The sequence below is a fragment of the Actinomadura sp. NPDC048955 genome, assembly GCF_040649435.1.
Taxonomy (GTDB): domain Bacteria; phylum Actinomycetota; class Actinomycetes; order Streptosporangiales; family Streptosporangiaceae; genus Spirillospora; species Spirillospora luteofluorescens.
On record NZ_JBEZJI010000021.1, the window covers coordinates 46,547 to 60,749 of the forward strand.

Below are 14,203 nucleotides of genomic sequence, written 5' to 3' on the forward strand. Positions count from 1 at the left end.
CCCGCTCCCCGAAGCCCAAGGCGACCGACTTCTACTCCGCCGAGGACTGCCACAACCAGCACCTCCCCAAGGTCCCCAACGGCGACTGCGAAATCGCTGGCACGGCCCCCTCCCGCCGACAGGCGCCGCCCCCGCCGAGTAGCACTGGTCGCTCCAACTTCTCTGCAAAGACCAGATCCGTCCGACCCCAGGCCATAGCATTGATGCTATGGCCTGGGGTACTGTGGAGCTTGAGCCGGAAGTGCGGGAGTGGTTGGAACGTCTACCGACCGCGCAGTTCGCTACGGCGGCGTTCTACATCGACTTGCTCGCCGATGAGGGGGTGCTGCTTGGGGAGCCGTACACGCGGCAGCTCGATGGCAAGTTGAGGGAGTTGCGTTTTCACCTCGATGCTCAGGCCGTACGTGTGACCTACTGGATCGCTTCTGGCAGACGAATCGTTCTGCTCACGGTGTTCCACAAGACGCGCATGCGAGAAGATCGAGAGGTGGAGCGCGCTCGTAAGGCGCTGCGGCTGTGCGTGGCCGAGGCGCACTCGGCGGATGCTGAGGAAGGTGAGGCCGATGGGTGATCGGGCAGACTGGAGTGCGCTACGCGGGCGTCGCATGTCCGAACCTGGTGCCGCCGAGGCGTACGACGTGGCTCGCTTGGCCTATGAACTGGGGCGTAGTGTTCGGGCTCTCCGTGAGGAGCGCGGCTGGAGTCAGAGCGAACTGGCCAGGGGGGCGGGCATGACGCAGTCGGCCGTGGCCCGGTTCGAAGCCGGCGGCACCGTCCCGACACTGGCGGTCCTCGAACGCCTGGCCCGAGCTCTCGGCGTCGAACTCGTCGTCAAACTCCGGAGTCCGGCCGCGTAAGGCGGCGACCATGTGCGGGACGGGTAGCACCCAGCAGTCCCTTCACAAGGTCCCCAACGGCTACTGCGGGACCGGCGGCCCGGGCCTCTCGCGTCCGACAGGCGCCGCCCCCCGCCGAGTAGCGGCAACCACCGGGGGTTTGCTACTTGGGGTAGTAAACTGTGGGCATGGCTGCAGAGGAGAAGGAGTTTGGGCTGGGTGAAGGCCCGGCGGTGAAGGCGAGCGTCTCGCTGAGAGCCGGAAACATCCGTGCTGTCCGCGAACGAGTGGGAACCCGCGGTTTCTCGGCCTACGTCGACGCCGCCGTCGAGCGTCAGATAGAGCGGGACCTGCTCGAAGAGGCGCTGCAGGCCAATGAGAACGCCCCGGGTCCGATACCCCAGGCGCTTCGCGACGAGGCCGCGGATCTCTTCCGTGCGGTCAAGGCGGCACCCGAGTTGCAGGAGGGAGCCGAGTGGGCCGGACACGAAGAAGGCTGAGCGCGGGGACGCTCGTCCTCGACTGCGAGGGTCTGGTCAAGTGGTGCGGGGCCGATCAGCGCGTCACCGCGCTGGTCCGCGAAGCCCAGGACAACGACTTCCGCGTGGTGATCAGTGCGCTCACTCCGATCGAAGCCCAGGACGGCCGGACCAAGCCGGACCGGCTCCGTTGGTACCTGTCCAGGCTCCGCATCGAACCGGTCACCGAAGAGATCAGCATGGCGGCCGTCGACCTCCTTCGCGCTCACCGCCTCGACGGGCACAAATACGCGATCGACGCGGTCGTCGCCTCGACCGCGCTCCAGGCCCCCAGGCCCGTCGTGCTGCTGACCTCCGACGAGGACGACATGACGACCCTCTGCGGAAAGACCATCAAGGTAGTAGCCGTATGACCCGCCCAGCCCCCCGCCGCGGGCCATGTGCACTGACGACTGCCACCAGCAGTACCTCTCGGACAATTAGAACCCCGGCGGCTACTGCGGAATTGGCGGCACCGGCCTCTCCTGCCCGGTAGGCGTCGCCCCGTCCGAGTGATGGCGGACCTGTATAAACGCGCAGGGCTAGGGGTGGCTCGCCGCTCTAGCCGAGGTGCGGGGTATCGCGACGCTCGCGGTAGTGGCGCACCCTCAGTTGCGTGATGCATATAGGCAAGTCGTCCAGCTCGGCAGGGACCCAGCGGACGTCTAGAGATTCGTCGCTGACGCGCAGCTTGCCGCCGAGAAAGGGTAGCACCTGCCTAACCGCAATGGCCCGCCGCGAGACCCGTGCGGAGCCCCCGCGAAAAGAACCGGCCAGCGGCACCATTCCTTGGCAGGTCCGTGGCCAGACTGGGCAACTCCATGACCTGGGTCGCGGGTATCACCTCTTACATGGCGAAATCTCCGATGGACAAGGATGATGCGGCCCGTATTCAGTCTGCGGCGGCCCGTAACCCAGACAGCGACTCCCGTCAAGAAGACTTCGACCGCCGGGCGCAATCAGCGGCCGACCGCAACGAGGCACAAGGCCAGGACCAAGACGACGAAGACGACTGATCCGAATCCCGATCAGCCGCCTCAGTACGTGCGGCCCATGGACCGCCTTGACCCGGCCATGAACTCCTCGACGTCGGGTGGCGCGGGCTAGCTTGCCCTGCGCTCCTCGTCACGCTTGGCGAGCGTCCGGCGGATGGTTCTCGCCTCCTGGATACGGTTGCGGGCTTGTTCTGTGCCCAACGGCTACTGCGGCTTAGGTGGCACCGGTTTCTCCTGCCCCGCAGGCGCGGCCCCGACGAGTAGGGCTGGGCATCGGTCAGACTCGGAGCCAGTCCACTGGCGATGGGCGGTTGAGACTGGCGTCCTTGCAAAGTGCCGAAATGTGGGAGTTATGGCTGGAGACGGCCTTCGCTGGGCCGTTGACGCTGGCGGGGGTGGCCTGTAGTGGTCATATGAACGGGGGTGTTTGTTTGGCGGGGCGATCTCGGGGATAGGTTTTCGGGTGCCTGCCAGTGGATGGCGGCAAGATCGTTGCGGGGTGCCGCCGGATCGTCTCGGGAGTCTTCATGGCAGGACATCGGGTTCTTCGCGTCACCGCTTGGGCCGCCGGCCTCGCTGGGGTGGTGCTCACGCCCTCCGCTGCTGTCGCGGCGTCCCCGGAGTGGGAGAAGGTGCCCACGCCGCCTTTCGAGGGGCTCGGGGTGGTGACTGAGATCGCCGCGGCAGGGCCGTGGGCCGCGTGGGCAGGCGGGGTCGAGGACGCGACGTCGAGTGGAAAGCCCGTCATGCTGGCCTGGAATGGTCGGCAGTGGCGGCGGCAAGCGCTGCCGCCGGGCACGGGCCAGGTCGTCGACCTCGCTGCCGCCGGGCCGCGGAATGCCTGGGGCATCTACCTGAACGAGAGCGGCTCACCGGCGCTGCATTGGAACGGCGTCGCTTGGCGCAGAGTCGGTTACCCGGCCGGAGTCCAGCCCACCATGCCTTCTCCTCTGCCCACGTATCTGCAGATCGTTTCGGCGGCGCGCGGCGGACCGGCCTGGTCACTCGGGTACGACTCACAGGCGAAGAAGGCCGTCGCCTTGCGCTTCCAGAACGGACGATGGGTGCGCCAGAAGACTCCGGTGCCGATGGTCAGCGCCTCTACTGTCGCCGTCCGGTCGGCGAAGGACATCTGGATCGCCTGCACCTGCGGTATCCCGGGGGTCGGTCCGACTGAGGCCATGCTGCATTGGAACGGCAGCGAATGGAGCACGATCCGGTACCCGTCCAAAGAGCAGACCTACATCGCGAAGATCGCGCCGGTTTCGGGCACGAGCGTCTGGGCCTACCGTGCCAGCACCAGATATGCGTCCCCCGAGCTCATGCACTGGGACGGGGAAAGCTGGACGTCGACGACGGTCCCCGCGTCCCCGTTCGCCTACCACTTCCCGACGCTCGCCGACGACGGCGACCAAGGCGCCTGGGTCTCGGTGAGCACGGTCGACGACGACAAGAGCTACCTGCACTACAGCGGCGGACGCTGGACCGCCGAGAGCGGCGAGGGGCGTCCGGGCACCGCCGTCTGGGTGCGTGACCTGGCGCGAGTGCCGGGGACGCGCTCGGTCTGGTCGGTCGGCCTGCCCAGTTCCCTCGCCGGCCTGCCCTTCATCGAGCGCAGACGCTGACCGCGCGGCCGCCCCAGGTCCTTCAGTATGATCGCGCGATGTCGCTCGCAGCGCGGTGGGTCCGGCCGCTGATGGTGGTCACGGCGGTCGGTTTCGCGGGCGCGGCCTACGCGATCCGGGCCGCGCTGGACGGGCCCGTCGAGCAGTACTCAGGCGCCGCACTGTCCGCCGCCATCGTCTACACGATAGTGATCTTCATAAGGCCGCCGATCTCTCCGCCGGCTGCCGGCGCTGCTGCTATCGCGTATTGCTGGTTCATCGAGTTCGCACAGCTCACGCCTGTACCGGAGGCTCTTTCCCAACGCAGCTGGATCGTGCGCCAGCTGCTGGGAGCCCGGTTCGACCCCGTTGATGTCGCCTGGTATCCCGTCGGCGTTGTCCCTTTGGTCGCCGCGCACTGGTTTTTTCGGGCCCGCGCACATTCTCAAGCAGAGCCGACGCCCGTCGAGCCTTAGCCGAGCCTTTCGTTTCGGTGAGGTGGTTGCGGAAATTCCGTGCCGCCTGGCGCTCGGTCGCTAGACAGCCCTTGCTGCTGCGTTGTCACAGAAGCGCGCGCTCGGACGGTCGCAAGAGAAAGAGCGTTTTAGAGCGCGTGCAAAGGAGACACCCTTATGAGCCCCGTCACTGACCAGCAGCGCGCCCGCAGGGCAGGTATCGCGGCTTTCTGCCTCGGGCTGTTGTGCTTCGCGGGCGGCCTCTCCAGCCTGATCGTCAACGGCGTCAACGGCCTCAACTCGATGAACGTCACCCTCGGCGCCCTCGACATGGTCGTCTGCGGTGTGATCATCTTCAATGCCGGGCATCGGTGACAGCGGAAGCCCGGCCCCAGCCGAAGCGGCTCCTCACCTTGAGGGGTCGCTTCACTCTTGAACGAACCCTTCAAGCCGTCGCGTCGGACGCGCATTCGCGCGTGATCCAGGCCGGATGCCATGCTCATTGCTGGTCCGCGGAGAACACACGTAGGGGAGGCAGGTCGATGACCTCGGCGAAGGTGCTCTACGTGGTCGTGTGCGGGGCTGGTGCGGCGTCCGATCTGGAGGCCTTCGTGCGGCTGGCCCAGAGCGCGGGCTGGCATGTCCGAGTGATCGCGACCCCCATGGGGGCCGAGTTCCTGGACATGGACCGGCTCGCGGCCTCGACCGGCGGGCCGGTGCGGACCGGCTTCCGGCAGCCGCACGAGACGTCGAACGGGTTGCCTCCCGCGGACGCGATCGTGGTGGCGCCGGCCACGTTCAACACGATCAACAAGTGGGCGCTGGGCATCACGGACACGGTCGCCGTCGGCATGCTGTGCGAACACCTCGGCATGGGCGTGCCGATTCTCGCGGTCCCGCAGGTCAAGGCGGAACTGGCCACCCACGTGGCCTTCGGGCGGAACCTGGACGCCCTCCGCTCGATGGGCGCCCGCATCCTTTTCGACCCGGCCGCCCCTCCGCATGCGCGCATGCCGAGTTGGCAGGACATCCTCACAGAGTTGAACGGCATCCTCGCTGGCTGAGCTGCCCGTGTCCGCAGGGCGTCGGTCAGTGGTCAGCGGGGGCGTCGATCACGATGGCCTCGCCATCGCGCAGCGTGCGGTGGGCGATGCCCTGGGAGCGGTAGTGGTCGGCGACCGTTCCCAGGATCTCGGTCTCGGGATGTCCGGGGGAGTCGATGTGCGGCACCACGACGTAGTCGAGGACGGCCAGGCCGTCGAAGCGGGCATGCGCGCCATATGCGCTGTGCACAGCCTGGGGATTGTCGCATCGCTCCAGCCCGTGTAGGTCTGGGGCCAGGACGCAGGCGCCGGCGCTGTAACCCGCATAGACGACGGCGTCCTGTCGCAGGAGCTCGGTTATGGCGCGGTCGGCGCCACTCTTCGCCAGAGCGTGACGGAGAACGAACACGTTGCCTCCGCGGACCCAGAGCAGAGAGAACCCTCGGAGCGCGGTCGCGACGCGGCTTGGGTCCTGGTCGAAGTACGTCCGCAAATCGACTTCGACCGGTCGGAGGCCGAGGGTGGTGAGAGCGTGGATCTCCTGCTCGACCGCGGCTCGGCGCTCGGTGACGGGCAGGGCGTCGACGGCGTTTGCGATCACTGCCGTTCGGGCCCCGGTGGGACTTCCCAGCAGTCGCAGCATCCGTTCCGGATGCTGTCCGGTCCGCCAGGAGGACAGATACATGCGCACCCGAGAACCCTAGGACGCCCCTGCCCAGGCGAGAGACTCCAACGTTCTGCGCGTCTCCTCTTGTGGGGAAGATGCCTGGGCGCCGAGGTTCGGTGAGAATGTCCAGCCGGCCCTCTGGAGGGATGATGGCGGAAGACTTGCCGGCATGGGTCCGGCTCTCCGATACGGATCAGGACCGGGCCTGGCGTGCCTTCGAGGAGTTGACGTCGTTTCGTCCCTCTGGCCGGCCCGATCAGGGGACGGGCATCCTGGAGCCTTCCCCGTCGGTGACGTGGGACCTTGCCCGGGAGCGCCCTACTTTCTCAGAGTGGCTCTGGCACTTCGCCGTAGATCCTGGCGACGTCAACGTCCTGTTCCATGAAGCCTTCAAGGCTTGCGTCGATCGGGACGAGTGGCTCTACGTCATGGACTGGCGGCACCCTTGCTACCGCTTCTGGCCGCACCGCCTGAGCAAGCCGGAGGACTGCGAGTCCTGGGTCGTCCCCGTCTTTCCTGACGACGACTACTACATCTTCCTGTCGCAGGATCTCTCGTTCGGGACGTTCGGACATCCGTGGGAGGCCAGCCTCTGCGTCTACGGCGAACGACTCTTGGAGGCTGTCGAGGCGCGGAACACGGGCGTCCTGAACAGCGTCCTCCGTCGCAATGGGCTCTGATGCGCCGGCGCCGGGGGTCAGCGCAGTTGCTTGAAGGTGGCTGCGGCCTGAGCCCAGAGGGTGTGGTCGCTCAGGGGGCACTCGGGGAAGGCGCCTTGGAGTAGGTGGGGGACGAACTTCGCCATTCCGCACTCGTAGCGGCTGAAGCGCATTCCGCCGCGGTTGAACACCAGGGTCGGCCAGGCCTCGGGGTCCTCCGCGGTGGCGTCCCAGCAGATGATGTCGGCGCTGGAGGTCGCGGCCCAGGCGATCAGGCGGCGGGACGTCCCCTCCAGTTCGGGGGTCTTGTAGGAGTCCGCCCAGGCGTCTTCGGCGTTGCCCGTCTCCTCGGCCATGCCGTCCCAGCCCGCCTCGGACAGGGGTATCGGCTTCTTTCTCTGAAGACGACAGAGCGTCGCCTGGACTGTGACCCTGCGGTGGGTGCTTTCGCACCCTACAGCGAGGTTCTCGGTACGCGACGGGTCACGACAGCGGGTTAGGGATGCTGGTGAGTCACTGGAGTCCGGATTGCGGCTCCTTGGTTGTGTGGGTATTGGACGGGTCGCGTGTGGCGGTTTGTGTTCTTTTGGGGACGCTGAGTCGTCGAGGTTGGGCAAATCCTCGGGGTGAACCGACCACATGCGGTTGGCGGTGCACTAGTCTTTGCGACCTAGGCGCTTTGAAAGGTTGCACTCTGCCTTCTGGCAGAGGAGTGGAAGGTGTAGGGCATGCCGGACAGTCCGACTGTTCACCAGCGACGCCTTCGGGTAGAGCTCCGCAGGGCCCGTGAGGCCGCCGAGCTGACGCAGGAGCAGGCGGCGAAGGCCCTGGAATGGTCGCTTTCGAAAATCATCCGCATTGAAGGCGGGATGGTCAGGGTCGCGGTGAGCGACGTCCGTGTCATGTTGCAGCAGTATGGGGTGCCGTCGGAGCGGTACGACGAGTTTCTGGGGCTGGCGCGCGCGGCCCGTGAAACGGCCTGGTGGAGCGCTTATCGCAGGGTCCTCAGCCCGCAGATGGCGGAGCTCATCGGCTTCGAGTCGGCCGCCGGCGCCTGCCGCGAGTTCGATCCCCTGCTCGTTCCGGGCCTGCTGCAGATCAGCGCCTATGCCAAGGAGATCCTCTCGAACCTGCGCGGCGAGGACGCTCCCGAGCAGATCAGCGAACTGGTCGAGGTGCGCCTGCGCAGGCAGGAGATCTTCGAGGGGGACGCTCCCCCCAGGTTCTACTTCGTCATCGACGAGGCGGCGATCCGTCGGCTGGTCGGAGGCGCCGCGGTGATGCGCGCCCAGTTGTCGCACCTGCTGGAGATGGCGAAGCGGCCCAACGTGACCATCGAGATCGTTCCGCTCGACCGGGGGGCCCATCCTGGGCTGAGCGGGCCGTTCAAGCTCCTTGAGTTCGTTGAAGCCGAAGACGACGACGTGCTGTATCTGGAAGGCGCGCAGGGTGAACTGATCGGTCGCGACTATCGCGAGGACATCGTCCGCTATCGCGAGAAGTTCGAGGTGCTGCGCCGTATTTCGCTTGGTCCGGAAGGCTCGGCCGTGCTGCTCAACACGGTCGCGGAATCGCTCTGAGGCCCCTCGACGCCGACAGCGGCGCGGGGCAAGTGATCCGCCTATGGCTTGATCTTCGGTGAACACTTACACTCTCACATTGACAGAGCACGACACAGGACTGTGGTGTGCCTGGGATCGTGCGCCGAAGGGCATGGCCGAGCGTGAGGACGTTCGCCCGAACAGAAGGTCGCCGTTCGCATCCTGATTGGCCTGCGAGGACGCCTCCAAGGTTGTGCCCCGAAATTCTGACAGCCGCGCCGTGAAGGCCGGCGGTTGGAAGGGGCCAGTGTGGACAGGACGAAACGATCGCGGGTGGTCTGGAGAAAGAGCAGTCGCAGCGGTGGAGGCAACTGCGTCGAGATCGCTTGTGACGGGGAATCCGTTCTGATGCGGGATTCCACGGATCGCCTGAGCGCCGTCCTGACGATTTCGAGCGTGGAGTGGCTGCTCCTGCGGCGCTCCATACGCAGACGGTACGGAGACGGGGCGGACTGATGGTCATGCGGCGGGCGCCGGGAGTGGGAGCTCTCGTGGCGGCAGCCGGTCGTGGTGGATGTAGCCGCTGTACGGCTTCTCTTTGATCACTACTTCCAGCCGGGAGAAGTCCGTGGGCTTCAGGGCGCAGAAGCCGCTGCCCACGACGTCCTTGTACAGGGTGTCGGACACCACCAGGGCGAGGTCGCGGTCCTGGTGCTCGGTGAGGTGGTCGCGCAGCGGCGCGGAGTCCAGTAACCGGGCGACCACGACGGGGGCGTCGCCGGCCGGGCCGAGCGGCCCGTCGATCACGGTGCCGTGGTGGAGGGCGAGCCGCATGCGCAGGCGGGTGGCCCGCTCCCTGTTGAGCTCGGCGAGCGCGCATTCGAGGTCGGACGTGAAGGCGCCCACGACGTGGGGGATGTCGACGTCGGCGGGCATGACGACGAGTTCCCCGTCCCCGCCGGGCTGGCGGTACCAGTCGTTGGTGCGCAGGCCGGTCCGTCTCGCGCAGCCGTTGAGCAGCCTGCGGAGGTCCTTCTGGGCGGCGAGTTGCCGCTGCGCGTCCAGGTGACTGTACTTCTCCAGGTCCACGGCGAGGAGCAGGCGGTACACGAGCCGCGTTCCGCCGGTGGACCAGGGTCGTCGAAGCATCATCTGCCGTCCTCGAAACCGCCGTCGGTTCGATTCTGCCCGATGCGTGATGCTCTGTGCAGAGAAACATAGGTCGGTTAGCAACATGGCACTTTGCCGGTAGCTTCCTGCCCGGGTCGCCTCTCCGGGCACTCGACCGCTGACCTGCGTTGATGCGGATGCCATGCAGCATGGTGATCTGGCTACTGGCGTAAAGTAACCTCTCGGTCTGCCAGGTGGCAGTCTGCCGGCCGCTCTATGGCGACCAACGCGCGCGTGACGGCCGTGCATGAGGCGTACGCGATGCGCGCGTGGGGTCGGTGGGACGTGGCGGCGGCGCTCAAACCGCTCGCGCCGGACAGGGCCGCCACGGCGAGGGCGTGGCGGCCTCGAACGGACCGTCGTCGAGCGGGAGAGGCTCCTGCGAGGCTCTCCCGGTGAGGGTCAGTACGGCAGGAGGCGGCCCGAAGGGGTCCGCAGGTCGGGCGGGCTCGGTTGACGTGGGGGCCTGGGGCGCTTGATGAGCTGCTGCCGTGCCATGGTGATCATCTCCCCCCGCCGGGCTGCCTTTAAAACCCGAGGATCGAGCCGTTACCTCGTATGACGCGGCCGGGCCGGACGAGGTTCGCTGAGCTTATGTCACCGACACTGCCCGTTCGACCGGTTTTCGGGGAGTCCTGATCGACGTTCCGCGTCCGGAGGACCGCGGAACGTGCCCGGGGGTCAGGAGACGATGTCGCGTGTGCGGAAGCGGCGGAAGGCCAGGGCGAACAGGACGGCGGCGTAGGAGACGGAGATCGCGGCGCCCTTGGCCATGCCGGCCCACTGGATCTCGGGCTGCAGGGCGTCCATCCAGGAGTACATCCAGTGCGTCGGGAGGAAGTCGCGCCAGGAGCCGAGCGCGGTGACGGCGTCCAGGATGTTGCTGACGATGACCAGGCCCACCGCGCCGCCGACCGCGCCGAGGGGGGAGTCGGTCGTCACCGAGAGCAGGAAGGCCAGGGCGGCGACGACGAGCTGTGCGACGAGGGAGTAGCCGATGATGATCGCCATGCGGCCGAGTGCGGTGCTCACCGGGACGGTGCCGCCGGTCGGGAGCTCGACGTCGCCCCAGCCGAACCCGGCCGTTCCCGCGACGAGCGACATCAGCGGCAGGCTGACGACGGCGACGACCGCGTAGGAGAGGGCGACGATCAGCTTCTGGCGCAGCAGACGGGCGCGCGGCACGGGCGCGGCGAGCAGGTAGCGCAGGGACGACCAGCCCGCCTCGCTCGCCACCGTGTCGCCGCAGAACAGCGCGACAGCGACGACCAGCAGGAACCCCGTCGAGACGAACAGGGCGAAGAGGGCGAAGTTCAGCGCGGACGACGTGGCGACGTCGACCAGGCTGGGGACGCCGTCCGGCCCCGGATCGCCGCCGATCTTGAACGCGGCGACGAGCACCCAGGGCAGCACGAGCAGGAACGCGAAGGCGACCAGCGTGCGGCGGCGCCGGAACTGCCGGACGGCCTCGACCCGCAGCGGAAGGGTGCGCCGGACGTGGTAGGCGGTCATGAGCCCTCCCCGATGATCTCCAGGAACGCGTCCTCCAGGCGGCGGCCGGACCCGGTGATCTCGGCGACCGGGCCGGCGGCGACGCGGCGGCCGCCCGCCATGACGACGGCGTGCGTGCAGGTCTGCTCGACCTCGGCGAGCAGGTGGCTGGAGACGATGACCGTCCGCCCGGCGGCCGCGTACCGGACGAGCACCTCACGCATCTCGCGGATCTGGGGCGGGTCGAGGCCATTGGTGGGTTCGTCCAGGACGAGGAGGTCGGGCAGCCCGAGCATGGCCTGCGCTATGGCGAGACGCTGCCGCATCCCCTGCGAGTAGGTGCGGACGGCGCGGTCCAGGGCCGACCCCAGGTTGGCTATCTGGAGGGCCTCGTCCAGGTGGGCCTCGTCCAGGGGACGTCCTGTAGCGCGCCAGTAGAGGTCCAGGTTGTCGCGACCGGACAGGTGGGGCAGGAACCCCGGCCCCTCTACAAAGGAGCCCAGGCGGGACAGTACAGGGGCGCCCGGGTACACGCGATGCCCGAAGATGCGGATCGAGCCGGAGTCCGGATGAATCAGGCCCATCAGCATGCGCAGCGTCGTCGTCTTCCCTGCACCGTTCGGACCCAGGAGCCCCAGCACCTGACCCTTCTCCACCCGGAACGACAGGTCAGAGACGGCGAGGTGCCCGTTCTTGTACGCCTTCGTTAGCCCCGTTATCTCCAGGGGCACGTCGCTGTCCGTTTCGGCGCCGTGCCTAAGGCGCCCAGGGAGAAGGATGGCGAGCGCCAATGCGACGGCGCCGGCAGGCAGAGCCCACACCCAGGCGGGCAGAGGCGCCGGTGCGGCCTTCAACGCCGGGACGGACGGGACGGTCAGCGGCGACACCACCTGCACCTTGTACGACGACGGCTCGGCGGGTGTCGCGAATCCCATGTCGGTGGTGGCGATGACCAGCCGGAGCCGGTGCCCGCGGTCGAAGCGGTAGTCCATCGCCGGGAGCGTCACCTCGACCTCGCCGCCGGACACCCGGAAGGGCGCCGCCAGCCGCCGCGCCGGTGCGGCCGGCCCTCCCGGCGAGACGTCGTAGAGCTTCGCGAACAGCGGCCCGTCCCCGCTGACCTTGAGCCGGACGGTCGCGGCGCCCGTCAGCCACAGCGGACGGTCCAGCGGACGCGTGTCGAAAGTGGCGGTCTGTCCTGGCATGTCCGAAGGCAGTTGCCCGCCCAGGGAGCCGCCCAGCGACCCGCCCAGGGAACCGAGCGCCCCGAGACCCGGCAGCGCGGAGATCGACGTGGGCGATCCGCCCGCCGGATTGAAGATCGTCTGCTCGCTCCCGGTCAGCGGCAGCGCCGACGTGTCCCCGGAAAGCCCCGGATACCGCCGCGTCGACGCCTCGTCCACGACGACCGCCTGGGTCGAGGAGTCGAGGCCGCCCGCCCGCGTCACGGTGAAGCCGTCCGAGGAAGGCGCCGACGACCGCTTGAGCCGGGCGTCGAAGAAGTCGCGCACGAGCCCCTCGACCCGCGCGGTCTCAGGGTCGCCGCCGTCGTGCCCGCCCTGGAACCACACCACCGACACCGGGGCGCCGTTTCGCGCGATCGCGTTGGCGTTGGCGTCGGCCTGGTCGAGCGGGAACAGCGAGTCGGACTGCCCCTGGACGAGCAGCGTCGGCACCTTGATCCGGCCGGCGACGGATGCGGGGCTCGACCGGTGCAGCATCGCGATCGCCGACTCGGTGGGACGGCCCTTCTCCGCCACCTCCTGGTACATCTCGCACACGGAGGGCAGGAAACGCCCGCACGCCGACCGGGTCGCGCTGCCCGTGAAGAACAGCCCCGCCCACAGCTTCTTGAAGACGCCGTCCGTGGGCTTCGCGCCAGAGGCGGCATCGGGGAAGAGCGCGCCGGGCAGGCTGTTCCAGGTGATCTGCGGGGCGATGGCGTCCACCCGCCGGTCGTAGGCGGCGGTCATCAGGGCGATCGCGCCGCCGTAGGACTGTCCCGCCATCCCGACGCGCGGGTCGCCGGGCCCGTCGAGCCGGACCTCCGGCCGCCGCGCCAGCCAGTTGATCAGCTGCCGGGTGTCCTTCACCTCGTAGTCGGGCGAGTTGAGGGCGATCTCGCCGGTCGAGCGCCCGAATCCGCGCGCCGACCAGGCGAGCACCGCGTAGCCGTCGCGGGCGAGGTCGCGGGCCTCGCCCGCGACGTCCCGCTTGTCGCCGCCGAAGCCGTGCCCGAGCAGGACCGCCGGGCCCTTCGACCGTCCGACCGGCTTGTAGAACGTCGTGTCGAGCGTGACGCGCTGGTCGTTCTTGGGCCCGTCGACAACGGTGATGCGCTGTTCGGACGTCCGGACGCGGGCCTCTCCGCCGGCCGCCGCGCCCCAGGCCGCGGCCCCGCCCGCGAGCACCACGGCGACCGCCGCCGACGCCCAGCGTGCGGGCCGTCCCGTCCTGTCCCACCGCGCCCTGAAAGCGCCCGCCCGCCCCATGACCAGAACCCTATGCGCGCCTCGTGCCCGCCCGCTCCGCCTCGAAGCCGATCCCGCCTGCTCCCGCCGGGGTACGCGGCCCCGGGGCGCTACGTCCCGCGGTGGACGGGCGTGGCGAGGGCGGCGCTGAACATCGCGGTGAGGCGGTCGGTGAGGTCGGCGGGGTCGGCGGCGCGCAGGTCGCCGAGGCCGACCAGGCGCCGTACCGGACCGCCGCCCATGATGATCGTGGACGCGAGCAGCGCCCGGGCCCGCGCGTCGGGCCCGTCCAGCTGCGCCACCATCGGCTCGACGATCACGTCCTCCAGGTAGCGGAGCAGGATCTCCTTGACCTCGGGGTGGCCGGCCGACCGGTCGAGCATCCGGGACATGGCGGTGACCGAGCGCTGGTCGACCTGCCGGACGAAGTGCTCGGCGAGCCGGCGCGGCAGCCCCTCGGGGGCGCCCGCGATGACGCCGCGGATCACCGACTCCCCGGCCAGCACCTCGCCGAACAGCGCCGCCTTGGAGCCGAAGTAGCGGTGGACCAGTGCCGTGTTCGCCTCGGCGCGCCCGGCGATCATGCGGACGGTGACGCCGTCGTAGCCGTGCTCGCCGAACAGGTCGCGGGCGGCGTCCAGGATGCGGCGCCGGGTCGCCTCCCGGTCGCGCTTGCGCCGCCGCGCCGCCGCGGCCTCGGTCTGTTCCTCGAACCGCATTCCGCCAGCCCCCGGTCAACGTTACAGTCCGTGT

General features: G+C 68.6%; 18 protein-coding genes and 1 pseudogene. 13 read left to right on the top strand and 6 right to left on the bottom strand.

Translation table 11 applies throughout. The features are described from left to right. Window positions 1–208: 208 nt before the first annotated feature. The 10 genes and pseudogenes from AB0C84_RS21020 (at window position 209) to AB0C84_RS21065 (ending at window position 5,472) form a co-directional block, all read left to right on the top strand. Window positions 209–571 (top strand): type II toxin-antitoxin system RelE/ParE family toxin, encoded by a 363-nt coding sequence (locus AB0C84_RS21020; protein WP_361068740.1) that lies wholly within the window; start codon window positions 209–211, stop codon window positions 569–571. Window positions 572–605: 34 nt separating this feature from the next. Continuing rightward, window positions 606–857 (top strand): helix-turn-helix transcriptional regulator, encoded by a 252-nt coding sequence (locus AB0C84_RS21025; RefSeq protein WP_361068743.1) that lies wholly within the window; start codon window positions 606–608, stop codon window positions 855–857. Window positions 858–1,024: 167 nt separating this feature from the next. Further along, entirely contained in the window at window positions 1,025–1,336 is a 312-nt protein-coding gene (locus AB0C84_RS21030) for a hypothetical protein (RefSeq protein ID WP_361068746.1), read from the top strand. Continuing rightward, entirely contained in the window at window positions 1,312–1,728 is a 417-nt protein-coding gene (locus AB0C84_RS21035) for a PIN domain-containing protein (protein WP_361068749.1), read from the top strand. The genes AB0C84_RS21030 and AB0C84_RS21035 overlap by 25 nt, the downstream gene beginning before the upstream one ends. Window positions 1,729–1,771: 43 nt before the next feature. Further along, window positions 1,772–1,870, top strand: a pseudogene (locus AB0C84_RS21040) (peptide-methionine (S)-S-oxide reductase); the annotation flags it as partial. Between the two features lie 305 nt (window positions 1,871–2,175). Further along, on the top strand, window positions 2,176–2,370 hold the full coding sequence (locus tag AB0C84_RS21045; RefSeq protein WP_361068752.1) for a hypothetical protein: 195 nt from the start codon (window positions 2,176–2,178) through the stop codon (window positions 2,368–2,370). A 452-nt stretch (window positions 2,371–2,822) separates the two neighbouring features. Then, complete coding sequence (locus AB0C84_RS21050) at window positions 2,823–3,974, top strand: hypothetical protein (protein ID WP_361068755.1); 1,152 nt, start codon at window positions 2,823–2,825, stop codon at window positions 3,972–3,974. A gap of 38 nt (window positions 3,975–4,012) precedes the next feature. Continuing rightward, window positions 4,013–4,429, top strand: coding sequence for a DUF2809 domain-containing protein (locus AB0C84_RS21055; RefSeq protein WP_361068759.1), 417 nt, complete (start codon window positions 4,013–4,015; stop codon window positions 4,427–4,429). A gap of 156 nt (window positions 4,430–4,585) precedes the next feature. Then, window positions 4,586–4,783 carry a hypothetical protein gene (locus AB0C84_RS21060; RefSeq protein ID WP_179845838.1) on the top strand — a complete coding sequence of 66 codons (198 nt, stop codon included), beginning with the start codon at window positions 4,586–4,588 and terminating at the stop codon, window positions 4,781–4,783. A 167-nt stretch (window positions 4,784–4,950) separates the two neighbouring features. Next, window positions 4,951–5,472 carry a flavoprotein gene (locus tag AB0C84_RS21065; RefSeq protein WP_361068763.1) on the top strand — a complete coding sequence of 174 codons (522 nt, stop codon included), beginning with the start codon at window positions 4,951–4,953 and terminating at the stop codon, window positions 5,470–5,472. 25 nt (window positions 5,473–5,497) lie between these two features. Here the strand turns inward: AB0C84_RS21065 and AB0C84_RS21070 are convergent, their stop codons facing one another. Beyond that, window positions 5,498–6,136, bottom strand: a complete 639-nt coding sequence (locus AB0C84_RS21070; RefSeq protein WP_361068924.1) for a Type 1 glutamine amidotransferase-like domain-containing protein — start codon at window positions 6,134–6,136, stop codon at window positions 5,498–5,500. A gap of 128 nt (window positions 6,137–6,264) precedes the next feature. Here AB0C84_RS21070 and AB0C84_RS21075 point away from each other — a divergent pair, with 128 nt between their 5' ends. Beyond that, complete coding sequence (locus tag AB0C84_RS21075) at window positions 6,265–6,798, top strand: DUF2716 domain-containing protein (RefSeq protein WP_361068766.1); 534 nt, start codon at window positions 6,265–6,267, stop codon at window positions 6,796–6,798. 17 nt (window positions 6,799–6,815) lie between these two features. On the opposite strand, the gene AB0C84_RS21080 is transcribed toward AB0C84_RS21075, so the two are convergent. Next, window positions 6,816–7,133, bottom strand: a complete 318-nt coding sequence (locus tag AB0C84_RS21080) for a hypothetical protein (protein ID WP_361068769.1) — start codon at window positions 7,131–7,133, stop codon at window positions 6,816–6,818. A gap of 372 nt (window positions 7,134–7,505) precedes the next feature. On the opposite strand from AB0C84_RS21080, the gene AB0C84_RS21085 reads away from it, so the two are divergent. Together AB0C84_RS21085 and AB0C84_RS21090 are read left to right on the top strand one after the other, a co-directional pair. Then, the gene (locus AB0C84_RS21085; RefSeq protein ID WP_179845842.1) at window positions 7,506–8,357 is read left to right on the top strand and encodes a helix-turn-helix transcriptional regulator; all 852 of its coding nucleotides are present in this window, start codon (window positions 7,506–7,508) and stop codon (window positions 8,355–8,357) included. A 294-nt stretch (window positions 8,358–8,651) separates the two neighbouring features. Continuing rightward, entirely contained in the window at window positions 8,652–8,834 is a 183-nt protein-coding gene (locus AB0C84_RS21090; RefSeq protein WP_361068927.1) for a DUF397 domain-containing protein, read from the top strand. A 3-nt stretch (window positions 8,835–8,837) separates the two neighbouring features. Here the strand turns inward: AB0C84_RS21090 and AB0C84_RS21095 are convergent, their stop codons facing one another. From AB0C84_RS21095 to AB0C84_RS21110, 4 genes are all read right to left on the bottom strand, one after another. After that, complete coding sequence (locus AB0C84_RS21095; RefSeq protein ID WP_179845844.1) at window positions 8,838–9,470, bottom strand: hypothetical protein; 633 nt, start codon at window positions 9,468–9,470, stop codon at window positions 8,838–8,840. 699 nt (window positions 9,471–10,169) lie between these two features. Further along, window positions 10,170–11,000, bottom strand: coding sequence for an ABC transporter permease subunit (locus AB0C84_RS21100; RefSeq protein WP_179845845.1), 831 nt, complete (start codon window positions 10,998–11,000; stop codon window positions 10,170–10,172). Next, window positions 10,997–13,471: an alpha/beta fold hydrolase gene (locus AB0C84_RS21105; protein WP_361068775.1), complete on the bottom strand. Its 2,475-nt coding sequence runs from the start codon at window positions 13,469–13,471 to the stop codon at window positions 10,997–10,999. The genes AB0C84_RS21100 and AB0C84_RS21105 overlap by 4 nt, the downstream gene beginning before the upstream one ends. An 89-nt stretch (window positions 13,472–13,560) precedes the next feature. After that, window positions 13,561–14,169: a TetR/AcrR family transcriptional regulator gene (locus AB0C84_RS21110; RefSeq protein WP_258943653.1), complete on the bottom strand. Its 609-nt coding sequence runs from the start codon at window positions 14,167–14,169 to the stop codon at window positions 13,561–13,563. Window positions 14,170–14,203: the final 34 nt, after the last annotated feature.